Raw genomic sequence first — 20,381 nt, forward strand, 5'->3', positions numbered from 1 at the left:
AACCATTTATGGTTTTTGCGAATGCCGGTTCATAGTACGCGGCATGCTTATAATGCCCGGCGCGTTTTTTGCGGGAGACGATGAATGTTGTTACGCGGCCTGACCTGGCTGGTGCTGTTTCAATTGCTCGGCACGGCCATCAATCACCTGTTTTTGCCGGTTCTACCTGGGCCGATTGTGGGGCTGCTGCTGTTGCTGGCGTTTCTGATTTCGCGTGGCGAGGTCGCTGAACCGTTGAGCCTGGCGGCCAGCAGTTTGTTACGTTATTTGCCATTGCTGCTGGTACCGCCTGCGGTAGGGGTGATGGTTTATGCCGCCGACATTGCCGCGGACTTCTGGGCGATCGTCGGCGCGCTGGTGTTGTCGCTGGTGATCTCCATGGCTTTCGTCGGAGTGCTGATGAACAAGTTGGTCAAGCGCCAGGCGCGTCGGGAGGATACCCAATGACCTTCAATTGGCAGGGGGCCCTGGCGGCGGTCATTCATCACCCGTTGTTTGGCATAGGCATTACCTTGGGCGCCTACCAACTGGTGTTGGCGGCGTTCGAGAAAACCCGATGGATATTTTTGCAACCGGTGCTGGTGTCGATGCTGTTGGTGATCGGCGTACTGGTCGGTTGCGGCCTGACCTACACCGAATATCGCAAAAGTACCGAGATCCTCAGCATTCTGCTGGGGCCGGCAACGGTTGCCCTGGCAGTACCGCTCTATCTCAATCTGCGGCGGATTCGGCAGCTGTTCTGGCCGATATTTACTACGCTGGTGATAGGTGGTGTGGTGGCGACAGGCCTCGGTGTGTTTCTGGGCTGGTGGTTCGGCACCGGACACATGGTTCTGATGACCATGGCACCCAAGTCGGTGACCTCGCCAATCGCCATGTTGGTGGCTGAACAGATTGGGGGTGTCGCGGCATTGGCGGCGGTATTCGTGTTGATCACCGGGGTGATCGGGGCGATTTTCGGTCCGGGTCTTTTGACTCGTTTAGGTGTCCATAGCCCTGAAGCCCGCGGTATGGCGCTGGGCATGACGGCGCATGCGGTCGGCACCTCGGTGGCGTTGCAGGAAAGTGAAGAATGTGGCGCTTTCGCCGCGTTGGCGATGAGTTTGATGGGTGTAGCCACGGCGGTGTTCCTGCCGTTGGCAGTGTCGATGGTGGTTTAAGGAAACCTTTATGAGTCTGGCGCTATTCCCTCTGAACACAGTGTTGTTTCCAGGGTGCATCCTCGACTTGCAGATCTTCGAGGCGCGTTATCTGGACATGATCGGTCGCTGCATGAAACAGGGCGGTGGCTTTGGCGTAGTGTGCATTGTCGAAGGCGATGAAGTCGGTGTCGCCCCCGAGGGCTATGCCCGGGTCGGGTGCGAGGCGGTGATCACCGACTTCAAGCAGCAGGACAACGGCCTGCTGGGGATTCGTGTGGAAGGCCGGCGTCGGTTTCGCGTGCTGAGCGCCGAGGTCCAGCGCGATCAGCTGACCGTGGCCGAGATCGAGTGGCTGGGCGAACTGCCCGAGAAGCCCTTGCAGAATGAAGATGCCGACTTGATCGCTTTACTCAAGGCATTGGCCGAGCACCCGATGGTCGAAGCCTTGAACATGGGCACCGAGGCAACGGGCCAGCAATCATTGGCCAATCAGCTGGCTTATCTGTTGCCCTTTTCCGAACTGGACAAGATCGATCTGCTGCAACTGGACGATCCGCAACAACGCCTGGACGCGATCCAGGCGTTGCTTGATGAGTTGCAGGGGGAGTTGTTTGCCTAGCCTTTGACCCTGGTGTGATCGTTCCCACGCAGAGCGTGGGAACGATCGAACTCCACAACCAAGCGTATGGCTTCCGCTTTTTCCTCAGAGGTAACAACCCGATATCCCATGACGCTTCCTTAGGTCGACACTCCTACATCATGGTCCAAAAACATTGAGCCACAACAGCCTCGCTCCTACGGGTATTGCGCGGTCCTTGTAGGAGCGAGGCTTGCCCGCGAAGACGTCCTCATGGCTCGCATGGATTTCGATTGGAGCCCAATCCGCAAGCTCGTCTCAATACGCATACCGCGCCATCGCATAAGGCAAATGCCACAGCGCGAAGAAACCAAACAACGCTACCAGCGCCGGCAGTACCAGCCACCAGACTTTGCGCGGCATTACGCCCAAGGGGCGCTGGCGTTGGCTCAGGGCCAGGCTGGCCGCGCAGAAGCAGGCGGCGAGCATGGCGCCTGCCAGGATATCTGTCGGCCAATGGGCTCCGAGATACACCCGCGACAGTGCGATCGACGCCGCAGGCAAACAACCCAGCAGCAGCCAGGTCAGGCGCATCCGCGGTGGCTGGCCGCGTCCGGCGAGCACCGCCAGAGTCAGGAACAGGGCGAACGAACCGGAGCTGTGGCCGCTGGGCATGCTGTAGCTGGTCAGCGGATCAGTCAGCACTTCCGGGCGCATGCGGGCGAAAAACCACTTGGTCGCGGTATTGGCCAGGGCGGTGCACAGTAGCGTGGCGCCGGCGAAGGTAGCGTGTCGCCATTGCCGGGTGGCCAGCAGCAGGATCGTCACCAGAGCGCTGGCCAGCAGCATCGTGCGAAATTCGCCGAGCTGCGTCAGGGCCACCATCACCTCATCCATCGACGGGCTGCGGTGTTCTTGTACCAGCGTCATCACGCCATGATCGAGCTGAGCCAAGTATGGATAGCCGATAAACAGTCCTGCCAGAATCATCAGGCTCAGGCCTGTTATCAGCAGCGTGACCTTGCGGTGGCGGCGCAGGGTACTGTTGATACTCAGACCCACCAGCACCGCGATGCTGCCCGCGACGATCCCGGCTTGTGGCCAGAACCCTTCGGGCAACGGCAGGCGAATCGCTGCGCCAGTGGCCCAGCCCGGCAGCAAATAGGCAACCGTCCAGCCTGCTGCGGCCAGCACGCTGACGGCAATAAAACGTGGAAATGGCATGTCGAACATCCCCGCAACCATCGGCAGCATCGGTCGCAACGGGCCAATAAAGCGCCCGACCAGCAGGCTGGCGATGCCATAGCGCTGGAAATACGCCTCGGCGCCGCTGATCCACTCAGGGTGATGGTGCAGCCCCGGCAGGCGACGAATGTTCTGGTGGAAGCGTCTGCCGAGCAAATAAGACGCCGCATCGCCAAGCAAGCCACCGAGAAAACCCATTAGCAGGGTCTCGCCCAGGGACAACGCGCCACTGCCGGCCAGCACGGTGATGGCAAATAACAATACCGTGCCCGGCACGATCAGCCCGGCAATCGCCAGGCACTCCACGCACGTCACTATGAAGACCGCCGCGGCCAGCCATTGCGGGTTTGCCGTCAACCAGCCGGTCAGGCTATCGAGCCATGGGCCCATCGATTCAACTCCATTGGATTGGTGTCATATTGGCACTGCCTACGGCTGCGATCTTTTGATCTGGCTTTTGTACGTGCCAGAGAGAAGATTGCAGGCGTCGCCAGCCCCTACAGGTTTCAGATCAGAAAATAGTCGCAACCTTCGACCTGGCCACGGCGTAGCGGGTTTCGGGTGCAGTAAGGCGCGTAGGCGGCATCGACGAAGCGGTACATCAAGTGTTCGTCGCGCCCGTGCGGGATGCCCAGACGAGTGGTTTGAATGACGTGCGCCGGTGGTGTGCCGACATCTTCGACAAACAGCAGCTCATGATCGAAGCGTTTGGCATCCCAGGCGGGTACTTTCAGGCCGAGTGCCTTGCATAGCAGGGTCTGGCCGGCGCAAAGCTTCTGCGACGGGCGCGGTCGACCATTGGCGTCGGGGTTGTTCAAGAGCATTTGTGCCAGGCTCGCGGGGCCGGACAACTCGTCGACCCACGGATAGGCCGATTTGATCAGGACGGCATTACCCGGCCCGTGCGCGCTGAAGTTCAGCGAATCGCCGCCACGGGCGTAGTACATATAGATGTGGCCGCCATCCAGAAACAAAGCCTTACGTTTTTCCGTGTAGCCAAGGGAGGCATGGCTGCCTTTCTCGGCACAGTAATAGGCTTCGGTCTCAATGATTCGCGCCGAAAGCCACAGATTACCGACCCGATGGCGGATGACTTTACCCAGTAAATCGCGAGCAAGTATCTGAGCGTCTCGGTTGAAAAACTGGTCAGGCAGGGCGTTGGGCGGGTTCTCGGTGATCAGATTGGACATGATGGCCAAGGGCAATTCGGCTAAATGTGACCGAATGATAACAACTTAAGCCTTAATCGAGGCTGAACAGTGGGTATTTGCACCCCATTTCGACCATCCGCCCGTCACCGCTGTTAGTAGGAGAGCGCGACAGCTATAATCTGCCGCTTTCCTCTTTGCCAAGACCATAGAGACCATGACTGAGTCCGTTCTTGACTACATGACCCGTTTGGGTCGCGCTGCCCGCGAAGCCTCCCGCGTGATCGGCCGTGCCAGCACCGCGCAGAAAAACCGCGCGCTGCACGCTGCCGCCGCGGCTTTGGATGCCGCTCGCGCCGAGTTGACCACCGCTAATGAACTGGACCTGGCCGCTGGTCGGGCCAACGGTCTTGAGCCGGCCATGCTTGAGCGTCTGGCGCTGACTCCGGCACGGATCGACAGCATGATTGTCGGTTTGCGTCAGGTGGCCAGCCTGCCGGACCCGATTGGCGCGATCCGCGACATGAGCTATCGGCCATCGGGTATTCAAGTCGGCAAGATGCGCGTGCCGCTGGGCGTCGTGGGAATTATCTATGAGTCGCGTCCGAACGTGACCATCGACGCCGCGAGCCTGTGCCTGAAGTCGGGCAACGCAACCATCTTGCGTGGTGGCTCGGAAGCCATTCATTCCAACCGCGCAATCGCCGCGTGCATTCAGCGTGGCCTGGCCGAAGCCGGGTTGCCGGCTGCCGTGGTGCAAGTGGTTGAAGTCACTGATCGCGCAGCCGTTGGCGCGCTGATCACCATGCCCGAATACGTCGACGTGATCGTGCCCCGTGGCGGCAAGGGTCTGATCGAGCGCGTCAGCCGTGACGCCCGCGTGCCGGTGATCAAGCACCTGGACGGCATCTGCCACATTTATGTCAGTGCCCACGCCGAATTGCCCAAGGCCCAGCGCATCGCGTTCAACGCCAAGACTTATCGTTATGGCATCTGCGGCGCCATGGAAACCTTGCTGGTCGATCAGGCGGTGGCCACCGATTTCTTGCCGGCGATGGCCGAACAGTTCCGCGCCAAGGGTGTCGAGCTTCGGGGTTGCGAGCGAACTCGCGCAGTCATCGACGTGGTCGCGGCAACCGAAGAAGACTGGAACACCGAATACCTGGCACCGATCCTGTCGATCCGCGTGGTCGACGGGCTGGATGAGGCCATCGAACATATCAACCATTACGGCTCCCATCACACCGACTCGATCGTTACCGAGCATCAGGGCGAGGCCCGGCGTTTTGTTGCTGAGGTCGACTCCAGTTCCGTGATGATCAACACCCCGACCTGCTTCGCCGATGGCTTCGAGTATGGATTGGGTGCGGAGATTGGCATTTCTACTGATAAGCTGCACGCCCGCGGTCCGGTGGGGCTCGAAGGTTTGACGTGCGAGAAGTACATCGTGGTCGGTGATGGCCAGTTGCGCGGTCAGGAGTCGGTCTGACTTGGCCGATAAACGCCAGTCAGCTACCGTGACCCCAAGCGAACCCCTGCCTCGACGCATTGGCGTGCTGGGCGGGACCTTCGACCCGGTACACATCGGCCATTTGCGCGGTGCACTGGAGGTTGCCGAATCGCTGGCGCTCGATGAGCTGCGTCTGACACCCAGTGCCAGGCCGCCGCATCGGGATACGCCACAGGTTTCGGCCCCCGACCGTCTGGCGATGGTCGAATGTGCGGTAGCGGGCGTTGCACCGTTGGTGGTGGACGCTCGTGAGCTGCAACGGGACAAACCGTCCTACACTATCGACACCCTGGAACTGATGCGGGCCGAGTTGGCCGCTGATGACCAGTTATTTCTACTTTTGGGCTGGGACGCATTTTGCGGCCTGCCCACTTGGCATCGCTGGGAAGAGTTGCTCCAGTATTGCCACATCCTGGTGCTGCAACGCCCGGATGCCGACAGCGAACCGCCGGATGCCCTGCGCAACCTGCTGGCAGCGCGCTCGGTGAGCGACCCGCTGGCCCTCAAGGGGCCGAGCGGACACATTGCATTCGTCTGGCAGACGCCGCTCGCGGTATCCGCCACCCAGATCCGTCAACTGCTGGCCAGCGGTAAGTCGGTACGTTTCCTGGTGCCTGACGCGGTCCTGGCCTACATCGATGCGCACGGACTTTACCGTGCGTCGAACTGAAAAGGAGCGCTTCAAGGCACGAATAAACGTGTATTGAAGCGCCCGAACATACGAGCTGAACGAGTTTTATATGACGAACAAAGTACAAATTAGCGGCGAAGAAGTAGTCAAGCTGACAGTAGCGGCTCTGGAAGACGTCAAAGCGGTAGATATCCACGTAATCGATGTGCGCGAAAAGCACAGCATCACCGATTACATGATCATCGCGACCGGTACCTCTTCTCGCCAGATCAACGCGATGCTCGACAAGGTTCGCGAAGAAGTGAAAAAGCATGGCCTCAAGCCGTTGGGCGAAGAAGGCAAAGGCAACAGCGACTGGGTTCTGCTGGACCTGGACATCGTCATCGTGCACATGATGACCGCCTCTGCACGTCAGTTCTATGACCTTGAGCGTCTGTGGTCTGGCGCTGAACAGAGCCGTGCTCTGAACGCTGCTCACCACAGCCCGGAAAACTCCCACGAGCACTTCATCAAGCTCAACCGCGACCAGGAATAAGGGGCCGCTGTGCGACTGCGTCTGATCGCCGTCGGTTCCCGCATGCCCAAATGGGTGGAAGAAGGCTGGCATGAGTATGCCAAGCGTCTGCCATCCGAGCTGGCGCTGGAGCTGGTGGAAATACCGCTCAACACCCGTGGCAAGAACGCTGACGTGGCGCGCTTCATTCGCCAGGAGGGCGAAGCCATGCTGGCCAAGGTCGGCCCGAACGAGCGCGTCGTTACCCTCGAAGTGCACGGCAAGCCCTGGAGCACCGAGCAACTGGCGGTCGAGCTCGATCGCTGGCGGCTGGATTCGCGTACGGTGAATTTCATGGTCGGCGGCCCCGAGGGGTTGGCGCCTGAAGTCTGCGCGCGGGCCGATCAGCGCTGGTCGCTGTCGCCGCTGACCTTGCCGCATCCGCTGGTGCGGATTCTGATCGGTGAACAGCTGTATCGCGCCTGGACAGTGCTGTCCGGGCACCCTTACCACAAGTAGTTCAGCGCCCTCATGTCTCAGCCGATCCGCATCAAGGACCACGAGAAAGACGCCCGTCTGGTGCGTGGCCGGGTCGTGTTCGGTGCAATTGCGGTGGTAACGCTGATCGGCGTGCTGATCGCGCGGCTGTATTTCCTTCAGGTGATCCAGTACGAGTATCACTCCACGCTGTCGGAGAACAATCGCGTTCATGTGCAGCCGATTCCGCCGTCCCGCGGGATGATCTTCGACCGCAATGGCGTTGTGGTGGCCGATAATCGGCCCAGCTTCAGCCTGAGCATGACCCGCGAGCGTTCGGGTGACTGGAAGCAAGTGCTCGATGTGATCGTTGAAGTGCTGCAACTGACGCCCGAAGACCGGGTGGTCTTCGAAAAACGCATGAAGCAGGGGCGCCGACCGTTTGAGCCGGTGCCGATCCTGTTCGAGCTGACGGAAGAGCAGATCGCCCGGATTGCGGTGAATCAGTTCCGCCTGCCGGGCGTCGAAGTGGTTGCGCAGCTGGTGCGCCACTATCCGCAGGGCGCGCATTTTGCACACTCGGTCGGGTACATGGGGCGGATCAACGAGAAAGAGCTCAAGACTCTGGATCCGGTGGGTTACAGCGGCACCCATCAAATTGGCAAAACCGGCATCGAGCGCTTTTACGAGCCCGAATTGCACGGTCAGGTCGGTTACGAAGAAGTCGAGACCAATGCCCGTGGTCGCGTGTTGCGGGTACTCAAGCGTACCGATCCGATTCCCGGCAAGGACATTGTCCTGAGCCTGGACATCAAATTGCAGGAGGCCGCCGAACTCGCCCTGGGCGGTCGACGTGGCGCGGTGGTGGCTCTGGACCCGAATACCGGCGAGGTTCTGGCGATGGTCAGCCAGCCGAGTTTCGATCCGAACCTGTTTGTCACCGGCATCAGCTTCAAGGCTTACGCCGAGTTGCGCGACTCCATCGATCGCCCACTGTTCAACCGGGTCCTGCGTGGTCTGTATCCGCCGGGGTCGACGATCAAACCGGCGGTGGCGATTGCCGGGCTGGACTCTGGCGTGGTCACCGCCTCGACCCGGGTCTTCGACCCGGGTTACTACATGTTGCCCAACTACGACCACAAGTACCGGAACTGGAACCGCACCGGTGACGGCTATGTGGATCTGGATACGGCGATCATGCGTTCCAACGACACCTACTTTTATGACCTGGCGCACAAGCTGGGGATCGATCGACTGTCCTCTTACCTGGGCAAATTCGGCATCGGTCAGAAAGTTTCCCTGGACATGTTCGAAGAGTCGCCAGGGCTGATGCCAACGCGTGAATGGAAGCGGATTACCCGTCGTCAGGCCTGGTTCCCGGGCGAGACGCTGATTCTGGGTATCGGTCAGGGCTACATGCAGTCGACGCCGTTGCAATTGGCTCAGGCCACGGCGTTGGTGGCCAACAAGGGCAAGTGGAATCGCCCGCATCTGGCGAAAACCATCGAAGGAGAGAAACCGGTCGATGCGAACCCGATGGCGGATATCGTCCTGCGCGATCCGTCCGACTGGATGAAAGTCAATCACGGCATGCAGCAGGTGATGCACGGTGCCCGCGGTACCGCGCGCAAGGCTGCCATCGGCTCGCCATACCGGATTGCCGGCAAAAGCGGTACGGCCCAGGTGGTGGCGATCAAACAGGGCGAGAAGTACGACCGTTCCAAGGTTCAGGAGCGTCACCGCGACCACGCCTTGTTCGTCGGTTTTGCTCCGGCCGATAACCCGAAAATCACAGTGGCGGTCATGGTCGAGAACGGCGAGTCCGGCTCCGGCGTCGCCGCACCGGTAGTGCGTCAGGTGATGGATGCCTGGCTACTGGGCCAGAACGGCCAGCTCAAGCCTGAGTTTGCCAGCCCTACAAGCGCGGAGGCTACGGCCCGTGAAGAGTAACTTTGATCGCATCCTCTCCAGTGAGGATGTGATGCGTCGCCGCGCGACGCTATTGCAACGCATGCACATTGATGGCCCCTTGCTGATCCTGCTGCTGACGCTCGCGGCGGGCAGTCTGTTCGTGCTGTATTCGGCCAGTGGCAAGAGCTGGGATCTGCTGATCAAACAGGCCACCTCGTTTGGCATCGGTCTGGTGTCGATGGTCATCATTGCTCAGCTGGAGCCCAGGTTCATGGCGCGTTGGGTGCCACTGGCCTATGTGCTGGGTGTCGTGTTGTTGGTGGTGGTGGACGTCATGGGCCACAACGCCATGGGCGCCACACGCTGGATCAACATTCCTGGGGTGATCCGCTTCCAGCCCTCGGAATTCATGAAGATCATCATGCCGGCGACCATCGCCTGGTACCTGGCCAAGCGCACCTTGCCTCCGCAACTCAAGCATGTGGGCATCAGCCTGATGCTGATCGGGGTTCCGTTCATTCTGATCGTGCGCCAGCCCGACCTTGGCACCTCGTTGCTGATTCTGGCGGGCGGCGCGTTTGTGCTGTTCATGGGCGGCCTGCGCTGGCGCTGGATCCTCAGCGTGATCGCCGCAACCGTTCCCGTGGCGATCGCCATGTGGTTCTTCATCATGCATGACTACCAGAAGCAGCGGATCCTGACCTTCCTCGATCCGGAGAGTGACCCGCTCGGCACCGGCTGGAACATCATTCAGTCCAAAGCGGCCATCGGTTCAGGTGGCGTATTCGGTAAAGGCTGGCTGCTCGGTACCCAGTCCCATCTAGACTTTTTGCCGGAAAGCCACACCGACTTCATCATCGCGGTCATGGGCGAGGAGTTCGGTCTGGTGGGCATCTGTGCGTTGTTGCTGATCTATTTGCTGTTGATCGGTCGTGGGCTGGTGATTACCGCTCAGGCGCAGACATTGTTCGGCAAATTGCTCGCCGGCAGCCTGACCATGACGTTTTTTGTTTACGTTTTCGTCAACATCGGTATGGTCAGCGGCCTGTTGCCGGTAGTGGGGGTGCCATTGCCATTCATTAGCTATGGAGGAACTTCGCTGGTGACGCTGCTGTCAGCGTTTGGGGTTTTGATGTCGATCCATACCCATCGTAAGTGGATCGCGCAGGTTTGAATAAGGTGAAGATTTCAATGCAGGTAATGCGTCGCTGGGCTGCTCGATACGCTCCGTGGGTCGGCCTGGTAGGCATTCTTGGTGCGGCGCAGGAAGCGTTGGCCGGCGATTATGAAGGTTCGCCGCAAGTGGCCGAATTCGTCGGTGAAATGACCCGCGACTATGGTTTCGCCGGGGAGCAGCTGATGGGCGTGTTCCGTGAAGCCGAGCGCAAACAATCGATTCTCGACGCGATTTCCCGGCCTGCCGAGCGGGTCAAGCAGTGGAAGGAATACCGCCCGATGTTCATCACCGACGCGCGCATCGCCCGCGGTGTGGATTTCTGGCGTCAACACGAAGCTGTGCTGGCCCGTGCCGAGCAGGAATATGGGGTTCCGGCTCAGGTGATCGTGTCGATCATCGGCGTTGAAACCTTCTTCGGCCGCAATACCGGCAACTATCGGGTGATCGACGCCTTGTCGACCCTGAGCTTTGACTACCCGCCACGCGCCGAATTCTTCCGCAAAGAGTTGCGTGAGTTCCTGCTGCTGGCCCGTGAAGAACAGCTCGACCCGTTGACCCTCAAGGGCTCTTACGCCGGTGCCATGGGCTTGCCGCAATTCATGCCGAGCAGCTTTCGCGCCTATGCTGTGGATTTCGACGGTGATGGCCACATTAATATCTGGACCAACCCTGACGATGCCATCGGCAGCGTTGCCAGTTACTTCAAGCGTCACGGCTGGGTCGCGGGCGAGACAGTGGTCAGCCAGGCCACAGTGCGTGGCGATCAGGTCGACGATGGGTTGAGCCCGGGAATCGAGCCGGTCAAAACGGTCGGGGAGTTGCGGGCGCTGGGCTGGTCAAGTCATGATGCGCTGCGCGATGATATGCCGGTCACGGCTTTTCGCCTGGAAGGCGACAATGGTCCAGAATACTGGATGGGTCTGAATAATTTTTACGCAATCACGCGCTATAACCGCAGCGTGATGTACGCCATGGCCGTGCATCAGCTGTCTGAACTGCTGGTCCAAGCACGGGGCGTCAAGTAATGCGGGCAATGCCGATTCGTAAACCCCTGAAGCTGATGGCTTTCGCCGCACTATCGTTGCTGGTGGTCAGTTGTTCGACCAGTCGCTCACCGCAGCAGAAATCATCGTCCGGCGTTCGCGCAATGCCCGGTCTGGATATCAATCGCGCCCATAAAGACGGCGCGCCGTGGTGGGATGTCGATATTTCGCGCATTCCGGACGCCACGCCTACCTTGCACCAAGGGCCCTACAAGGCCAACCCGTACACGGTGCTGGGCAAAAACTACTTTCCGATGAACGAGTCGAAGAACTATGTCGCCTCGGGCACGGCGTCCTGGTACGGCACCAAGTTTCACGGCCAGAACACCGCCAACGGCGAAGTCTATGACTTGTACGGCATGAGTGCCGCGCACAAGACCCTGCCGTTGCCGAGTTATGTCCGGGTGACCAACCTGGACAACAACAAGAGCGTGATTCTGCGAGTCAACGATCGTGGGCCGTTCTACTCGGACCGGATCATCGACTTGTCTTACGCTGCTGCCAAGAAGCTCGGCTATGCCGAAATCGGCACTGCGCGGGTCAAGGTCGAGGGCATTGACCCGCAAGAGTGGTGGGCCCAGCGCGGCCGGCCGGCACCGTTGATGCTGAACGAACCGCAAGTGGCGCAATCTGCCGCGCCCGTGCTGACGGCTTCGGCCGGCACGGTCGAGCAATGGACGCCGCCACCACAGCAACATGCCGCGGCCGTTGTGCCCGCGCAGCTGGATGCGAAAAAAAGCGCTTCTGCACAAGCCTCTGGCCAGTATCTTCAGGTGGGCGCCTTCGCCAACCCGGACGCTGCAGAACTGCTGAGGTCGAAGCTGAGCGGGATGGTGCAGGCCCCGGTCTTCATCAGCTCGATCGTACGCAATCAACAGACGCTACATCGGGTACGCCTGGGGCCACTCGGTACTCAGGGTGAAATCCAGCAAGTGCAAAACAGCGTTCGACTGGCCAATCTCGGCCAGCCTAGCGTCGTAACAGCAGAATAAGTGACATCGGATTGAGGGCCTGGCCTTTGCAGGGTCGGGTTCCGGTTGTTGGCTCGTCGAACAACAAAAGCTCGTGAAGGGCCATAGAGTGAGCAACTGAACACGCGACAACCGGGTAACGGTTGTCAGATTAGTTTTGCCCGTGCGGGCAAGTTTCCATTAGCAATTTCGAGAGACGGATGAACATCACCACCTTTGCCAAACGCCTGTGCCTGCTTGTCCCGCTGATCATCACACCTGCTGCGTGGGCGGCAGAGATGATGCCGTCGCCACCGCAACTGGCTGCCAAGGCCTATGTGCTCATGGACGCCAGCAGCGGTAACGTGCTGGTCGAGAACAATGGTGACCAGCGCCTGCCACCGGCCAGCCTGACCAAACTGATGACGGCCTACATCGCGACCCTGGAAATCCGTCGCGGCCAGATCGGCGAAAACGATCCGGTGACCGTCAGCGAGAACGCCTGGCGTACCGGTGGTTCGCGGATGTTCATCAAGGTCGGCTCTCAGGTAACGGTCAGCGACCTGCTGCACGGCATCATCATTCAGTCGGGTAACGACGCCAGTGTTGCGCTCTCCGAGCACATCGCCGGTAGCGAAGACGCGTTCGCCGACATGATGAACAAAACCGTCGCCGATCTGGGCATGAGCAACAGTCACTTCATGAACCCGACCGGTCTGCCGAACCCGGAGCACTACTCGTCGGCCCACGACATGGCGCTGCTGGCCCGCGCGATCATCCACGAAGATCCGGCTCACTACGCGATCTACTCGCAGAAAGAGTTCTTCTGGAACGGCATCAAGCAACCGAACCGCAACCTGCTGCTGTGGCGTGACAAGACCGTCGATGGTCTGAAAACCGGTCACACCGATGAAGCCGGCTACTGCATGGTATCGTCGGCTGTACGTGAAGGCATGCGTTTGATCGCTGTGGTGTTCGGCACCAGCAGCGAAACGGCTCGTGCTGCTGAAACCCAGAAGCTGCTGACTTACGGTTTCCGTTTCTTCGAAACCCAGACCTTCTACCAGAAGGGCGCCGAGCTGGCTCAGGCTCCAGTCTGGAAAGGCACCACCAATCAGGTTAAAGCCGGTTTGGCTGAAGACCTGACCATGACCATGCCTAAAGGTCAGTTGAAGAAACTGGCTGCGAGCATGAGCATGAACCCGCACCTGGTTGCACCGATCGCCAAGGGCGACGTGATTGGTAAAGTCGAAGTGAAACTGGACGATAAAGTCGTGCACAGTGCCGACCTGATCGCACTGGACGCTGTTGACGAAGGTGGTATCTTCCGCCGCATGTGGGATAGCATCCGTCTATTCTTCTACGGCTTGTTCAACTGATTAGTGTGGACCTGCATGGCTGCGTTCCAATCTGGAGCGGGGCCATGTCCGTTGCCACGGCTTACGAGGCCGTTACGCCATGACAGACACAGAAGTAAAGGCGCCAAAGATCGAATTTCCCAACGTTGATTATCCGGTTAAGGTGATCAGCGATACGGGTGTAGGCAACAAAGACAAGATCATCGAGATCGTCAAGAAACACGCAACGATCAACCATGACCGTGTGGATGAGCGCCAAAGCACCAACGGCAAGTACACCACGATTCAGTTGCACATCGTCGCCACCGACCAGGACCAGCTGTACAACATCAACAGCGAGTTGCGTGCGACCGGTTTCGTGCACATGGTGTTGTGATGTCCGAACCGCTGGGCTTTCGCGAGCTCGGCCAGCTGGCTTACGAGCCGGTCTGGCATGCCATGCAACGGTTCACCAACGAGCGCGGCAGCGACCGCGCCGATGAAATCTGGCTGGTCGAGCACCCGCCGGTTTTCACCCAGGGCCAGGCCGGCAAGGCTGAGCATCTGCTGCTCCCCGGCGATATTCCGGTGGTGCAGGTTGACCGTGGTGGTCAAGTGACTTACCACGGCCCGGGTCAGTTGGTGGCTTATCTGCTGCTGGACGTGCGCAAGCTGGGTTTCGGCGTGCGCGACCTGGTCAGCCGGATGGAGCAGTGCCTGATCGAGCTGCTGGCCAGCTACGGCGTAACCGCTGTAGCCAAGGCCGATGCACCGGGCGTCTACGTCAACGGTGCAAAAATCGCTTCTCTGGGTCTGCGGATCCGCCACGGTTGCTCCTTTCATGGCCTGGCCCTGAACGTGGATATGGACCTGGAGCCGTTTCGACGGATTAACCCCTGTGGATACGCCGGGCTGGCCATGACCCAGCTGCGCGATCACACCGGGCCGATTGAATTTGCCGAGGTTAGTGCCCGGCTGCGTGCGCAGCTTGTCAAACACCTCGACTATGCTGAGCAGACGACCCTAACGGGCGGAATCGACTGATATGACTACTGCGCAAGACGCTGTGCAAACCATGATCCCGACGCTGGATGTTACCGAGCGCCCGGCCCCGCGTGCCAAAGTGGAAGCTGGCGTAAAGCTGCGCGGTGCCGAAAAGGTTGCGCGCATTCCGGTGAAGATCATTCCGACCACCGAGTTGCCGAAAAAGCCTGACTGGATTCGCGTACGCATCCCGGTTTCCCCGGAAGTCGACCGCATCAAGGCCCTGCTGCGTAAACACAAGCTGCACAGTGTCTGCGAAGAAGCGTCCTGCCCGAACCTGGGTGAGTGTTTCTCCGGTGGCACCGCGACCTTCATGATCATGGGCGACATCTGTACCCGTCGTTGCCCGTTCTGCGATGTTGGCCACGGTCGTCCGAAGCCACTGGACGTCAACGAGCCGCAAAGCCTGGCCATCGCCATCGCCGACCTGCGTCTGAAGTACGTGGTGATCACCTCGGTAGACCGCGACGACTTGCGTGACGGCGGTGCCCAGCACTTCGCCGACTGCATCCGCGAAATCCGCAAGCTGTCGCCGGATGTACAGCTCGAAACCCTGGTCCCGGACTACCGTGGCCGGATGGACGTGGCGCTGGAAATCACCGCCGCCGAGCCGCCGGATGTGTTCAACCACAACCTGGAAACCGTACCGCGCCTGTACAAGGCTGCACGTCCGGGTTCCGATTACCAGTGGTCGCTGACGTTGCTGCAGAAGTTCAAGCAAATGATGCCCCATATTCCGACCAAGTCTGGCTTGATGCTGGGGCTGGGCGAAACCGATGAAGAAGTCATCGAAGTCATGAAGCGCATGCGCGAACACGACATCGACATGCTGACTCTCGGCCAGTACCTGCAACCCTCGCGCAACCACTTGCCGGTCCAGCGCTTCGTGCACCCGGATGTGTTCGCCTGGTTTGCCGAAGAAGGCTACAAAATGGGCTTCAAGAACGTTGCGTCGGGCCCGCTGGTGCGTTCCTCGTACCACGCCGACGAACAGGCGAAACTGGTTAAGGCCGAGTTGATGTCGTCCTGATCGACAATGCCCGCAAGGCTTACGCGTTGCGGGCATTTTTGTTCCCGGGCACTGACCACGGTGATACGTCACATTCAGTCATTTCCCGCCTCTTGCGGGGCGGCTGACCCTCTTCTGTTTGTTCCCGTTCCTGACTACTGTGTGTTGAAACATTCACGCAGGGAGAATCACGGATGACCACTCGCTCGACCCCTATCGTTTGTGAGCACGCTCCGGTCCCGGCATTGCCTGCCGAAGGGTTGATCGGCGTTATTGCACCGGCAGGGCCGGCGGCACTGGATACCGAAAAGGCCCTTCAATGGATGCATGCACGGGGGTATTCGCTACGGATTTTCCCGGGCGTCCTGGAGACAGACGGCTACCTGGCGGGCAGCGACGACGTTCGCCTGAAGGATCTGCATGATGCTTTTGCCGACACGGCCATCGATGCCATTCTCTGTCTGCGCGGTGGTTATGGCAGCCCCCGGTTGCTGGACCGAATCGATTTCGAGCTGCTGCGATGCAACGCAAAGCCGTTTGTCGGCTACAGCGACATCACTGCGCTGCACCTGGCCATCAGTCGCTACGCAGGTTTCGTGACCTTCCATGGGGCGATGCTCAATGCCGATCTGCTGGGGGATAAACAGCAGCCCACTGAGTCATCGCTGTTCAACCTGCTCAGCGGGCAGCTGAAGGCCGGAAGCCTGTTGGCACACCCAGTGGCCTACCCCTTGACGACGATCGAGCCAGGTGTCGCTCATGGACGTTTGCTGGGCGGCAACCTGTCGATGATCGCTGCGTCCATGGGCACGCCCTATGAGATTGATGCCGAAGGCGTGATTCTGTTCATCGAGGACGTCAACGAGCCGCTGTACCGCATCGACCGGTTGCTGACCCAGCTGCGCCTGGCCGGAACCCTTGGCAAGTTGCGTGGGGTGCTGGTGGGCGATGTGGCGGGGGTGGATGGCGAGGCGTTGGCGCGGTTGCTCAAGCAAACCTTTGAACCGTTACGTATTCCGGTGTTGGCTGGCTGGTGCAGCGGCCATTGCGATCCCAACCTGACGCTGCCCATGGGCGCACTGGTCCGGCTGGATGCAGGGCGCAAGGAGCTGGTGCTGGAGCAGGATGTGGTAATCAAACCTTAGATTTTCGCTGTCTGGCAGGCCGCTATCGCGAGCAAGCCCGCACTCTTCAGCGAACACAGCATTTGTGTGCGACCTGAATCCCGTGTGGGGGCTTGCTCGCGATGCGGTTGTAGCCATAGGCTGACTAGCGGTTACGCAAACCTTCCAACAGCTTATGCGTCGGATAGCCATCAGCCGGCAAGCCAAAAGATTGCTGTGCGGTGCGAATCGCCTTGCGGGTATTGGCGCCGATGATGCCGTCGGCATTGCCTGCATCGTAGTTGTTGGCGCTCAGCAGGTTTTGCAGCTCGATCCGCTCGGAGCGGCTCAATGGCAGGTCATCTTTCGGCCATTCGCCGCTGATCAGGCCGGCACCGTTAAAGCGCTCGGACAGCAGGCTTACAGCCAAGGCATAAGACGACGAATTGTTGTACTTGAGAACGGCGCGGAAGTTGTCGAGGATCAGGAACGCCGGACCGCGATAACCCGCTGGCAGCAACAGGGCCGCGGACAGTTGTTCGGAACCGAGCGGTACCTTCACACCGCTGGGGAGTTTAAGCCCCAATTGCAGCCACTCGGCGACTGTCTTGCGGATCGAGCCATCGGCCAGTGCATAGTCGAAACCGGTCGCCATTTGTACTTCGAACCCCCACGGCTGACCTTTCTGCCAGCCGGAGCTTTGCAGGTAGTGAGCGGTCGAGGCCAGGGCGTCGGTCGGGCTGCCCCAGATATCGCGTCGACCATCACCGTCGAAGTCCACCGCGTGGGTGTTGTAGGTGGTCGGCATGAACTGGGTTTGCCCCATGGCGCCCGCCCAGGAGCCGAGCATCTTCTCGGGCTCGATATCACCCTGCTGGAGAATCTGCAGAGCTGCCAGCAATTGGCTGTGGGCAAACTCTGGCCGCCGGCCTTCGTAGGCCAGGGTCGCCAGTGAGCGGATCACCGACTTGTCACCCTGGAAGCTGCCGAAGTTACTTTCCATACCCCAGACCGCTACCAGTGCCTGGCGATCAACGCCATAACGTTGCTCGATGCTTTGCAGGATCCCGGCATATTGGTTGAGCAGTGCCTGGCCCTTACGTACTCGCGAGGCAGACAGTGCGCCGTCGAGGTATTCCCAGACCGGACGAGCGAATTCCGGTTGGCTGCGGTCGGCGCGGATTACGCTCATGTCCGGCGTGATACCCGCGAAGGCCCGGTCGAAAAGGTCGGGGTTGATGCCAGCGGCCAAGGCGTCTTTGCGAAAGGCTGCCAGCCATTCGGCGAAAGTCTGCGCTGGCTGAATGTCCAGGTCCTCGCCAGTCTGGGCGATTGGAGGAGTAACGGCGGGAGCGGGGGCAGCAGGAGCGGTCTGAAGCGGTTGGGCGTCGGCGGCGGTCGGTTTTTCCGCGCAGGCGACTAACAGAACAAGGCTGGAGGCAGCAATCAATTGGCGTAAGTGCCAACGACGGGAAATACAAAAGGGCATGCACAGGTCCAGAGAATACGAATCAGGTGTCGACCTTATCACGCCAAGGGATTCTCTGCCTTCAAGCGGCCAGAAAGTAAGAAGCCTCCCAGCTTTTAGACTGGAAGGCTTCGCGGCGGTAGCTGCCTTTGCCCTTGCCGGCTCGTTCCTGACGGCTGCGGAACAGTGGCTGGGCGATGATGGATTTGGCCTTGTTGGGGCCATGCTTTGATGGCTTGCTCATGGTGAGATCTCTACTGTGGATGGCTTTTGCGGTGCAGATCATCGGACAGAGTCGAGATTCTGTCCAGCCCCTACAATGTGTAGGACCATTCGTCCGTTTCCGAGCGCGGACCGGCCCGGCGGGAGCAAGCTCCCTCGCCACTATGTCCGATCACTCGGCCGGCAATGCCAACCGCTGGCCGGCCATCAACAATGACAACCGACTCAGGCTCATCCACGGTGAGCCCGCAGCCTGACCTTTGATCTGCGCATCGATACGCTGGGCATCGAGCAGAAGTTGTCCCCAACGCTGGGCTGAGTGACGTTGCAGGGCTTTGCTCATCAGGGGCTTGCGTTTGTCCCAGACCGGTGGACGCGCCAAGCCGAAGGCTTTGTCCAGCGGCACCCCTTGGCTGTATTGCAGCGACAGGTTGGCCAGCAGGCGCAGCTCTCGGGCCAGGGCCCAGAGAATCACCGGCGGTTCGACGCCTTCGCCGCGCAGGCCTTCGAGCATGCGCAAGGCGTGGGCGGCTTCACCGTTGAGAATGGCATCCACCAGCCCGAAGACATCGAAGCGTGCACTGTCGGCAACCGCGGCTTGCACCGTATCGACGGTGATCTGACCACCTTCGGCCATCAGTTTGAGCTTTTCAATTTCCTGCGCGGCGGCCAGCAGGTTGCCTTCCACTCGCGCGGCAATCAGTTCGACAGCGTCCTGGCTGGCGGAAAGACCGGCCTGAGACAAGCGTTGACGAATCCATTGTGGCAGCTGGCTGGCATCCACCGGCCAGATCTGCACGAACTGGGTTTGCTGACCTTCGATCAGCGCTTTGCCCCACTTGGTTTTCTGCGCACTGGCGTCGAGCTTGGGCAGACTGATCAGCAGCAGGGTGTCTTCGGCAGGGCGTGAGCAGTATTCAATGAATGCAGCAGCGCCTTTGTCACCGGGCTTGCCAGAAGGCAGACGCAGTTCCAATAAGCGCTTTTCGGCGAAGAGCGACATGCTGGCGCCCGCTTGCAGCAGCGTGCCCCAATCGAAGCTGGCATCGGCGCTGAACACCTGGCGCTCATCGAAGCCTTGCTGGCGGGCAGCAGAACGGATGGCATCGGCGGCTTCCTGGCACAGCAACGGGTCATCGCCACTGATAATGTACACAGGCGCAAGGTTGCCTTGCAGATGTTTGGCGAGCTGGGCGGGGGCAAGCTTCATAAGAAGAGGCGAACGGGGCGCTGGAGCGCCCCGTAAGGCTTATTGGTTCTGCAATTGCAGAGGCGATTGGCGAGGCGTTTCCGCTTCAGCCTTTTGTGCCGCTTTCAGTGCTTCGGCGTCAGCCTTGGCTCTGGCATCCGCGGTTTGCTGCAGTTTATCCAGTTGTTCCGGGCTCAGCTGTTGCAGACGCAGCACCATGCGCTGTACGAGGTCACGACGCATTTCCTGACGTGTTTCGGCCGCTTCCTGGTCGGAACCTACCAGGTTGTTACCGTCGTGGAGGAAGACTTTCTGCACTTGCAACTTGTCACTGAGTAACGACAGATTATCGTGACCCTGAATATCGTAGTACAGCACGGAGGTCAGCTCGTATTCGGCCGAGCGGCCTGCACCGGCATAGCTGAGGGCGCGCTGGGATTCCTGTTCATCAGTCAGCGTCAGCTTGTACGGCGCGCCGGCGTAGACTTTGACGCCGCTGTTCTGAAGTACCTGACGCAGTTGCGTGACGGTCTCACCGTAGGCGTTGCGGGCATTCAAGTCGAGTTCTTTGATAGCGAGCTCGGTGGTGCCGGTGCCGCGCAGCTGGAAGCCGCAGGCGCTCAGCAGTACCGCGAGGCCCATAACCAGCAGATTGCGTTTGATCATCTTGGTGCTCCCCTTCAAACCATGTGGGTCGACTGTGCG

General features: G+C 59.9%; 22 protein-coding genes. 16 read left to right on the forward strand and 6 right to left on the reverse strand.

The genetic code is table 11. The features are described 5' to 3' along the window. Positions 1-84 precede the first annotated feature (84 nt). From AC07UI_RS25140 to AC07UI_RS25150, 3 genes are read left to right on the forward strand one after another with little or no spacing between them, the layout of a single operon-like run. The gene (locus tag AC07UI_RS25140) at positions 85-447 is read left to right on the forward strand and encodes a CidA/LrgA family protein (RefSeq protein WP_494995017.1); all 363 of its coding nucleotides are present in this window, start codon (positions 85-87) and stop codon (positions 445-447) included. Then, positions 444-1,160, forward strand: coding sequence for an LrgB family protein (locus tag AC07UI_RS25145; protein ID WP_494995018.1), 717 nt, complete (start codon positions 444-446; stop codon positions 1,158-1,160). The genes AC07UI_RS25140 and AC07UI_RS25145 overlap by 4 nt, the downstream gene beginning before the upstream one ends. A 10-nt stretch (positions 1,161-1,170) precedes the next feature. Then, positions 1,171-1,761: an LON peptidase substrate-binding domain-containing protein gene (locus tag AC07UI_RS25150; RefSeq protein WP_494995019.1), complete on the forward strand. Its 591-nt coding sequence runs from the start codon at positions 1,171-1,173 to the stop codon at positions 1,759-1,761. Positions 1,762-2,037: 276 nt separating this feature from the next. Here the strand turns inward: AC07UI_RS25150 and AC07UI_RS25155 are convergent, their stop codons facing one another. Together AC07UI_RS25155 and AC07UI_RS25160 are read right to left on the reverse strand one after the other, a co-directional pair. Further along, positions 2,038-3,354 carry a bifunctional DedA family/phosphatase PAP2 family protein gene (locus AC07UI_RS25155; RefSeq protein WP_494995020.1) on the reverse strand — a complete coding sequence of 439 codons (1,317 nt, stop codon included), beginning with the start codon at positions 3,352-3,354 and terminating at the stop codon, positions 2,038-2,040. A 116-nt stretch (positions 3,355-3,470) separates the two neighbouring features. Further along, positions 3,471-4,154, reverse strand: coding sequence for a DNA-3-methyladenine glycosylase (locus AC07UI_RS25160; protein WP_494995021.1), 684 nt, complete (start codon positions 4,152-4,154; stop codon positions 3,471-3,473). 175 nt (positions 4,155-4,329) lie between these two features. Here AC07UI_RS25160 and AC07UI_RS25165 point away from each other — a divergent pair, with 175 nt between their 5' ends. From AC07UI_RS25165 to AC07UI_RS25225, 13 genes are all read left to right on the forward strand, one after another. Then, a complete protein-coding gene (locus AC07UI_RS25165; RefSeq protein ID WP_494995022.1) occupies positions 4,330-5,601 on the forward strand; it encodes a glutamate-5-semialdehyde dehydrogenase in 1,272 nt (423 codons plus the stop codon). Between the two features lie 46 nt (positions 5,602-5,647). Beyond that, entirely contained in the window at positions 5,648-6,292 is a 645-nt protein-coding gene (gene nadD, locus AC07UI_RS25170; RefSeq protein ID WP_494995084.1) for a nicotinate-nucleotide adenylyltransferase, read from the forward strand. Positions 6,293-6,362: 70 nt separating this feature from the next. Beyond that, a complete protein-coding gene (gene rsfS, locus AC07UI_RS25175; protein WP_494995023.1) occupies positions 6,363-6,788 on the forward strand; it encodes a ribosome silencing factor in 426 nt (141 codons plus the stop codon). 9 nt (positions 6,789-6,797) lie between these two features. Further along, positions 6,798-7,265 (forward strand): 23S rRNA (pseudouridine(1915)-N(3))-methyltransferase RlmH, encoded by a 468-nt coding sequence (gene rlmH, locus AC07UI_RS25180; protein ID WP_007937439.1) that lies wholly within the window; start codon positions 6,798-6,800, stop codon positions 7,263-7,265. Between the two features lie 12 nt (positions 7,266-7,277). Continuing rightward, a complete protein-coding gene (mrdA, locus tag AC07UI_RS25185; RefSeq protein WP_494995024.1) occupies positions 7,278-9,173 on the forward strand; it encodes a penicillin-binding protein 2 in 1,896 nt (631 codons plus the stop codon). A gap of 31 nt (positions 9,174-9,204) precedes the next feature. Beyond that, positions 9,205-10,308, forward strand: coding sequence for a rod shape-determining protein RodA (rodA, locus tag AC07UI_RS25190; protein WP_494995085.1), 1,104 nt, complete (start codon positions 9,205-9,207; stop codon positions 10,306-10,308). Positions 10,309-10,325: 17 nt separating this feature from the next. Then, positions 10,326-11,336 (forward strand): lytic murein transglycosylase B, encoded by a 1,011-nt coding sequence (mltB, locus tag AC07UI_RS25195; protein WP_494995025.1) that lies wholly within the window; start codon positions 10,326-10,328, stop codon positions 11,334-11,336. After that, the gene (locus AC07UI_RS25200) at positions 11,336-12,346 is read left to right on the forward strand and encodes a septal ring lytic transglycosylase RlpA family protein (RefSeq protein WP_494995026.1); all 1,011 of its coding nucleotides are present in this window, start codon (positions 11,336-11,338) and stop codon (positions 12,344-12,346) included. Before mltB ends, AC07UI_RS25200 begins: the two co-directional genes overlap by 1 nt. 179 nt (positions 12,347-12,525) lie before the next feature. Next, complete coding sequence (locus AC07UI_RS25205) at positions 12,526-13,683, forward strand: D-alanyl-D-alanine carboxypeptidase family protein (RefSeq protein WP_494995027.1); 1,158 nt, start codon at positions 12,526-12,528, stop codon at positions 13,681-13,683. A 79-nt stretch (positions 13,684-13,762) separates the two neighbouring features. Then, the gene (locus AC07UI_RS25210) at positions 13,763-14,038 is read left to right on the forward strand and encodes a DUF493 domain-containing protein (protein ID WP_003215438.1); all 276 of its coding nucleotides are present in this window, start codon (positions 13,763-13,765) and stop codon (positions 14,036-14,038) included. After that, entirely contained in the window at positions 14,038-14,685 is a 648-nt protein-coding gene (gene lipB, locus AC07UI_RS25215; protein WP_054594204.1) for a lipoyl(octanoyl) transferase LipB, read from the forward strand. Before AC07UI_RS25210 ends, lipB begins: the two co-directional genes overlap by 1 nt. 31 nt (positions 14,686-14,716) lie before the next feature. Further along, the gene (gene lipA, locus AC07UI_RS25220; protein WP_494995086.1) at positions 14,717-15,715 is read left to right on the forward strand and encodes a lipoyl synthase; all 999 of its coding nucleotides are present in this window, start codon (positions 14,717-14,719) and stop codon (positions 15,713-15,715) included. Between the two features lie 173 nt (positions 15,716-15,888). After that, entirely contained in the window at positions 15,889-16,839 is a 951-nt protein-coding gene (locus tag AC07UI_RS25225; RefSeq protein ID WP_494995028.1) for a S66 peptidase family protein, read from the forward strand. Positions 16,840-16,963: 124 nt separating this feature from the next. Here AC07UI_RS25225 and AC07UI_RS25230 read toward each other — a convergent pair whose 3' ends face one another. From AC07UI_RS25230 to AC07UI_RS25245, 4 genes are all read right to left on the reverse strand, one after another. After that, complete coding sequence (locus AC07UI_RS25230) at positions 16,964-18,286, reverse strand: lytic murein transglycosylase (protein WP_494995029.1); 1,323 nt, start codon at positions 18,284-18,286, stop codon at positions 16,964-16,966. 61 nt (positions 18,287-18,347) lie between these two features. Then, a complete protein-coding gene (gene arfA / locus AC07UI_RS25235) occupies positions 18,348-18,509 on the reverse strand; it encodes an alternative ribosome rescue factor ArfA (protein ID WP_494995030.1) in 162 nt (53 codons plus the stop codon). 150 nt (positions 18,510-18,659) lie between these two features. Further along, positions 18,660-19,697, reverse strand: coding sequence for a DNA polymerase III subunit delta (gene holA, locus AC07UI_RS25240; protein WP_494995031.1), 1,038 nt, complete (start codon positions 19,695-19,697; stop codon positions 18,660-18,662). A gap of 39 nt (positions 19,698-19,736) precedes the next feature. Beyond that, on the reverse strand, positions 19,737-20,342 hold the full coding sequence (locus AC07UI_RS25245; RefSeq protein WP_494995032.1) for an LPS-assembly lipoprotein LptE: 606 nt from the start codon (positions 20,340-20,342) through the stop codon (positions 19,737-19,739). Positions 20,343-20,381: the final 39 nt, after the last annotated feature.

This window comes from Pseudomonas sp. GW821-FHT04C07 (genome assembly GCF_059420325.1).

Excerpts from the sequence above, each read along its gene's own strand:
- AC07UI_RS25150 (WP_494995019.1), top strand. The coding sequence starts at position 1,171 with ATGAGTCTGGCGCTATTCCCTCTGAACACAGTGTTGTTTCCAGGGTGC.
- AC07UI_RS25145 (WP_494995018.1), top strand. The coding sequence starts at position 444 with ATGACCTTCAATTGGCAGGGGGCCCTGGCGGCGGTCATTCATCACCCG.
- AC07UI_RS25245 (WP_494995032.1), bottom strand. The coding sequence starts at position 20,342 with ATGATCAAACGCAATCTGCTGGTTATGGGCCTCGCGGTACTGCTGAGC.
- mrdA (WP_494995024.1), top strand. The coding sequence starts at position 7,278 with ATGTCTCAGCCGATCCGCATCAAGGACCACGAGAAAGACGCCCGTCTG.
- lipB (WP_054594204.1), top strand. The coding sequence starts at position 14,038 with ATGTCCGAACCGCTGGGCTTTCGCGAGCTCGGCCAGCTGGCTTACGAG.
- AC07UI_RS25165 (WP_494995022.1), top strand. The coding sequence starts at position 4,330 with ATGACTGAGTCCGTTCTTGACTACATGACCCGTTTGGGTCGCGCTGCC.
- rsfS (WP_494995023.1), top strand. The coding sequence starts at position 6,363 with ATGACGAACAAAGTACAAATTAGCGGCGAAGAAGTAGTCAAGCTGACA.
- mltB (WP_494995025.1), top strand. The coding sequence starts at position 10,326 with ATGCAGGTAATGCGTCGCTGGGCTGCTCGATACGCTCCGTGGGTCGGC.
- AC07UI_RS25160 (WP_494995021.1), bottom strand. The coding sequence starts at position 4,154 with ATGTCCAATCTGATCACCGAGAACCCGCCCAACGCCCTGCCTGACCAG.
- rodA (WP_494995085.1), top strand. The coding sequence starts at position 9,205 with ATGCGTCGCCGCGCGACGCTATTGCAACGCATGCACATTGATGGCCCC.
- AC07UI_RS25210 (WP_003215438.1), top strand. The coding sequence starts at position 13,763 with ATGACAGACACAGAAGTAAAGGCGCCAAAGATCGAATTTCCCAACGTT.
- AC07UI_RS25140 (WP_494995017.1), top strand. The coding sequence starts at position 85 with ATGTTGTTACGCGGCCTGACCTGGCTGGTGCTGTTTCAATTGCTCGGC.
- AC07UI_RS25155 (WP_494995020.1), bottom strand. The coding sequence starts at position 3,354 with ATGGGCCCATGGCTCGATAGCCTGACCGGCTGGTTGACGGCAAACCCG.
- arfA (WP_494995030.1), bottom strand. The coding sequence starts at position 18,509 with ATGAGCAAGCCATCAAAGCATGGCCCCAACAAGGCCAAATCCATCATC.
- AC07UI_RS25225 (WP_494995028.1), top strand. The coding sequence starts at position 15,889 with ATGACCACTCGCTCGACCCCTATCGTTTGTGAGCACGCTCCGGTCCCG.
- holA (WP_494995031.1), bottom strand. The coding sequence starts at position 19,697 with ATGAAGCTTGCCCCCGCCCAGCTCGCCAAACATCTGCAAGGCAACCTT.
- lipA (WP_494995086.1), top strand. The coding sequence starts at position 14,717 with ATGATCCCGACGCTGGATGTTACCGAGCGCCCGGCCCCGCGTGCCAAA.
- AC07UI_RS25205 (WP_494995027.1), top strand. The coding sequence starts at position 12,526 with ATGAACATCACCACCTTTGCCAAACGCCTGTGCCTGCTTGTCCCGCTG.
- AC07UI_RS25230 (WP_494995029.1), bottom strand. The coding sequence starts at position 18,286 with ATGCCCTTTTGTATTTCCCGTCGTTGGCACTTACGCCAATTGATTGCT.
- AC07UI_RS25200 (WP_494995026.1), top strand. The coding sequence starts at position 11,336 with ATGCGGGCAATGCCGATTCGTAAACCCCTGAAGCTGATGGCTTTCGCC.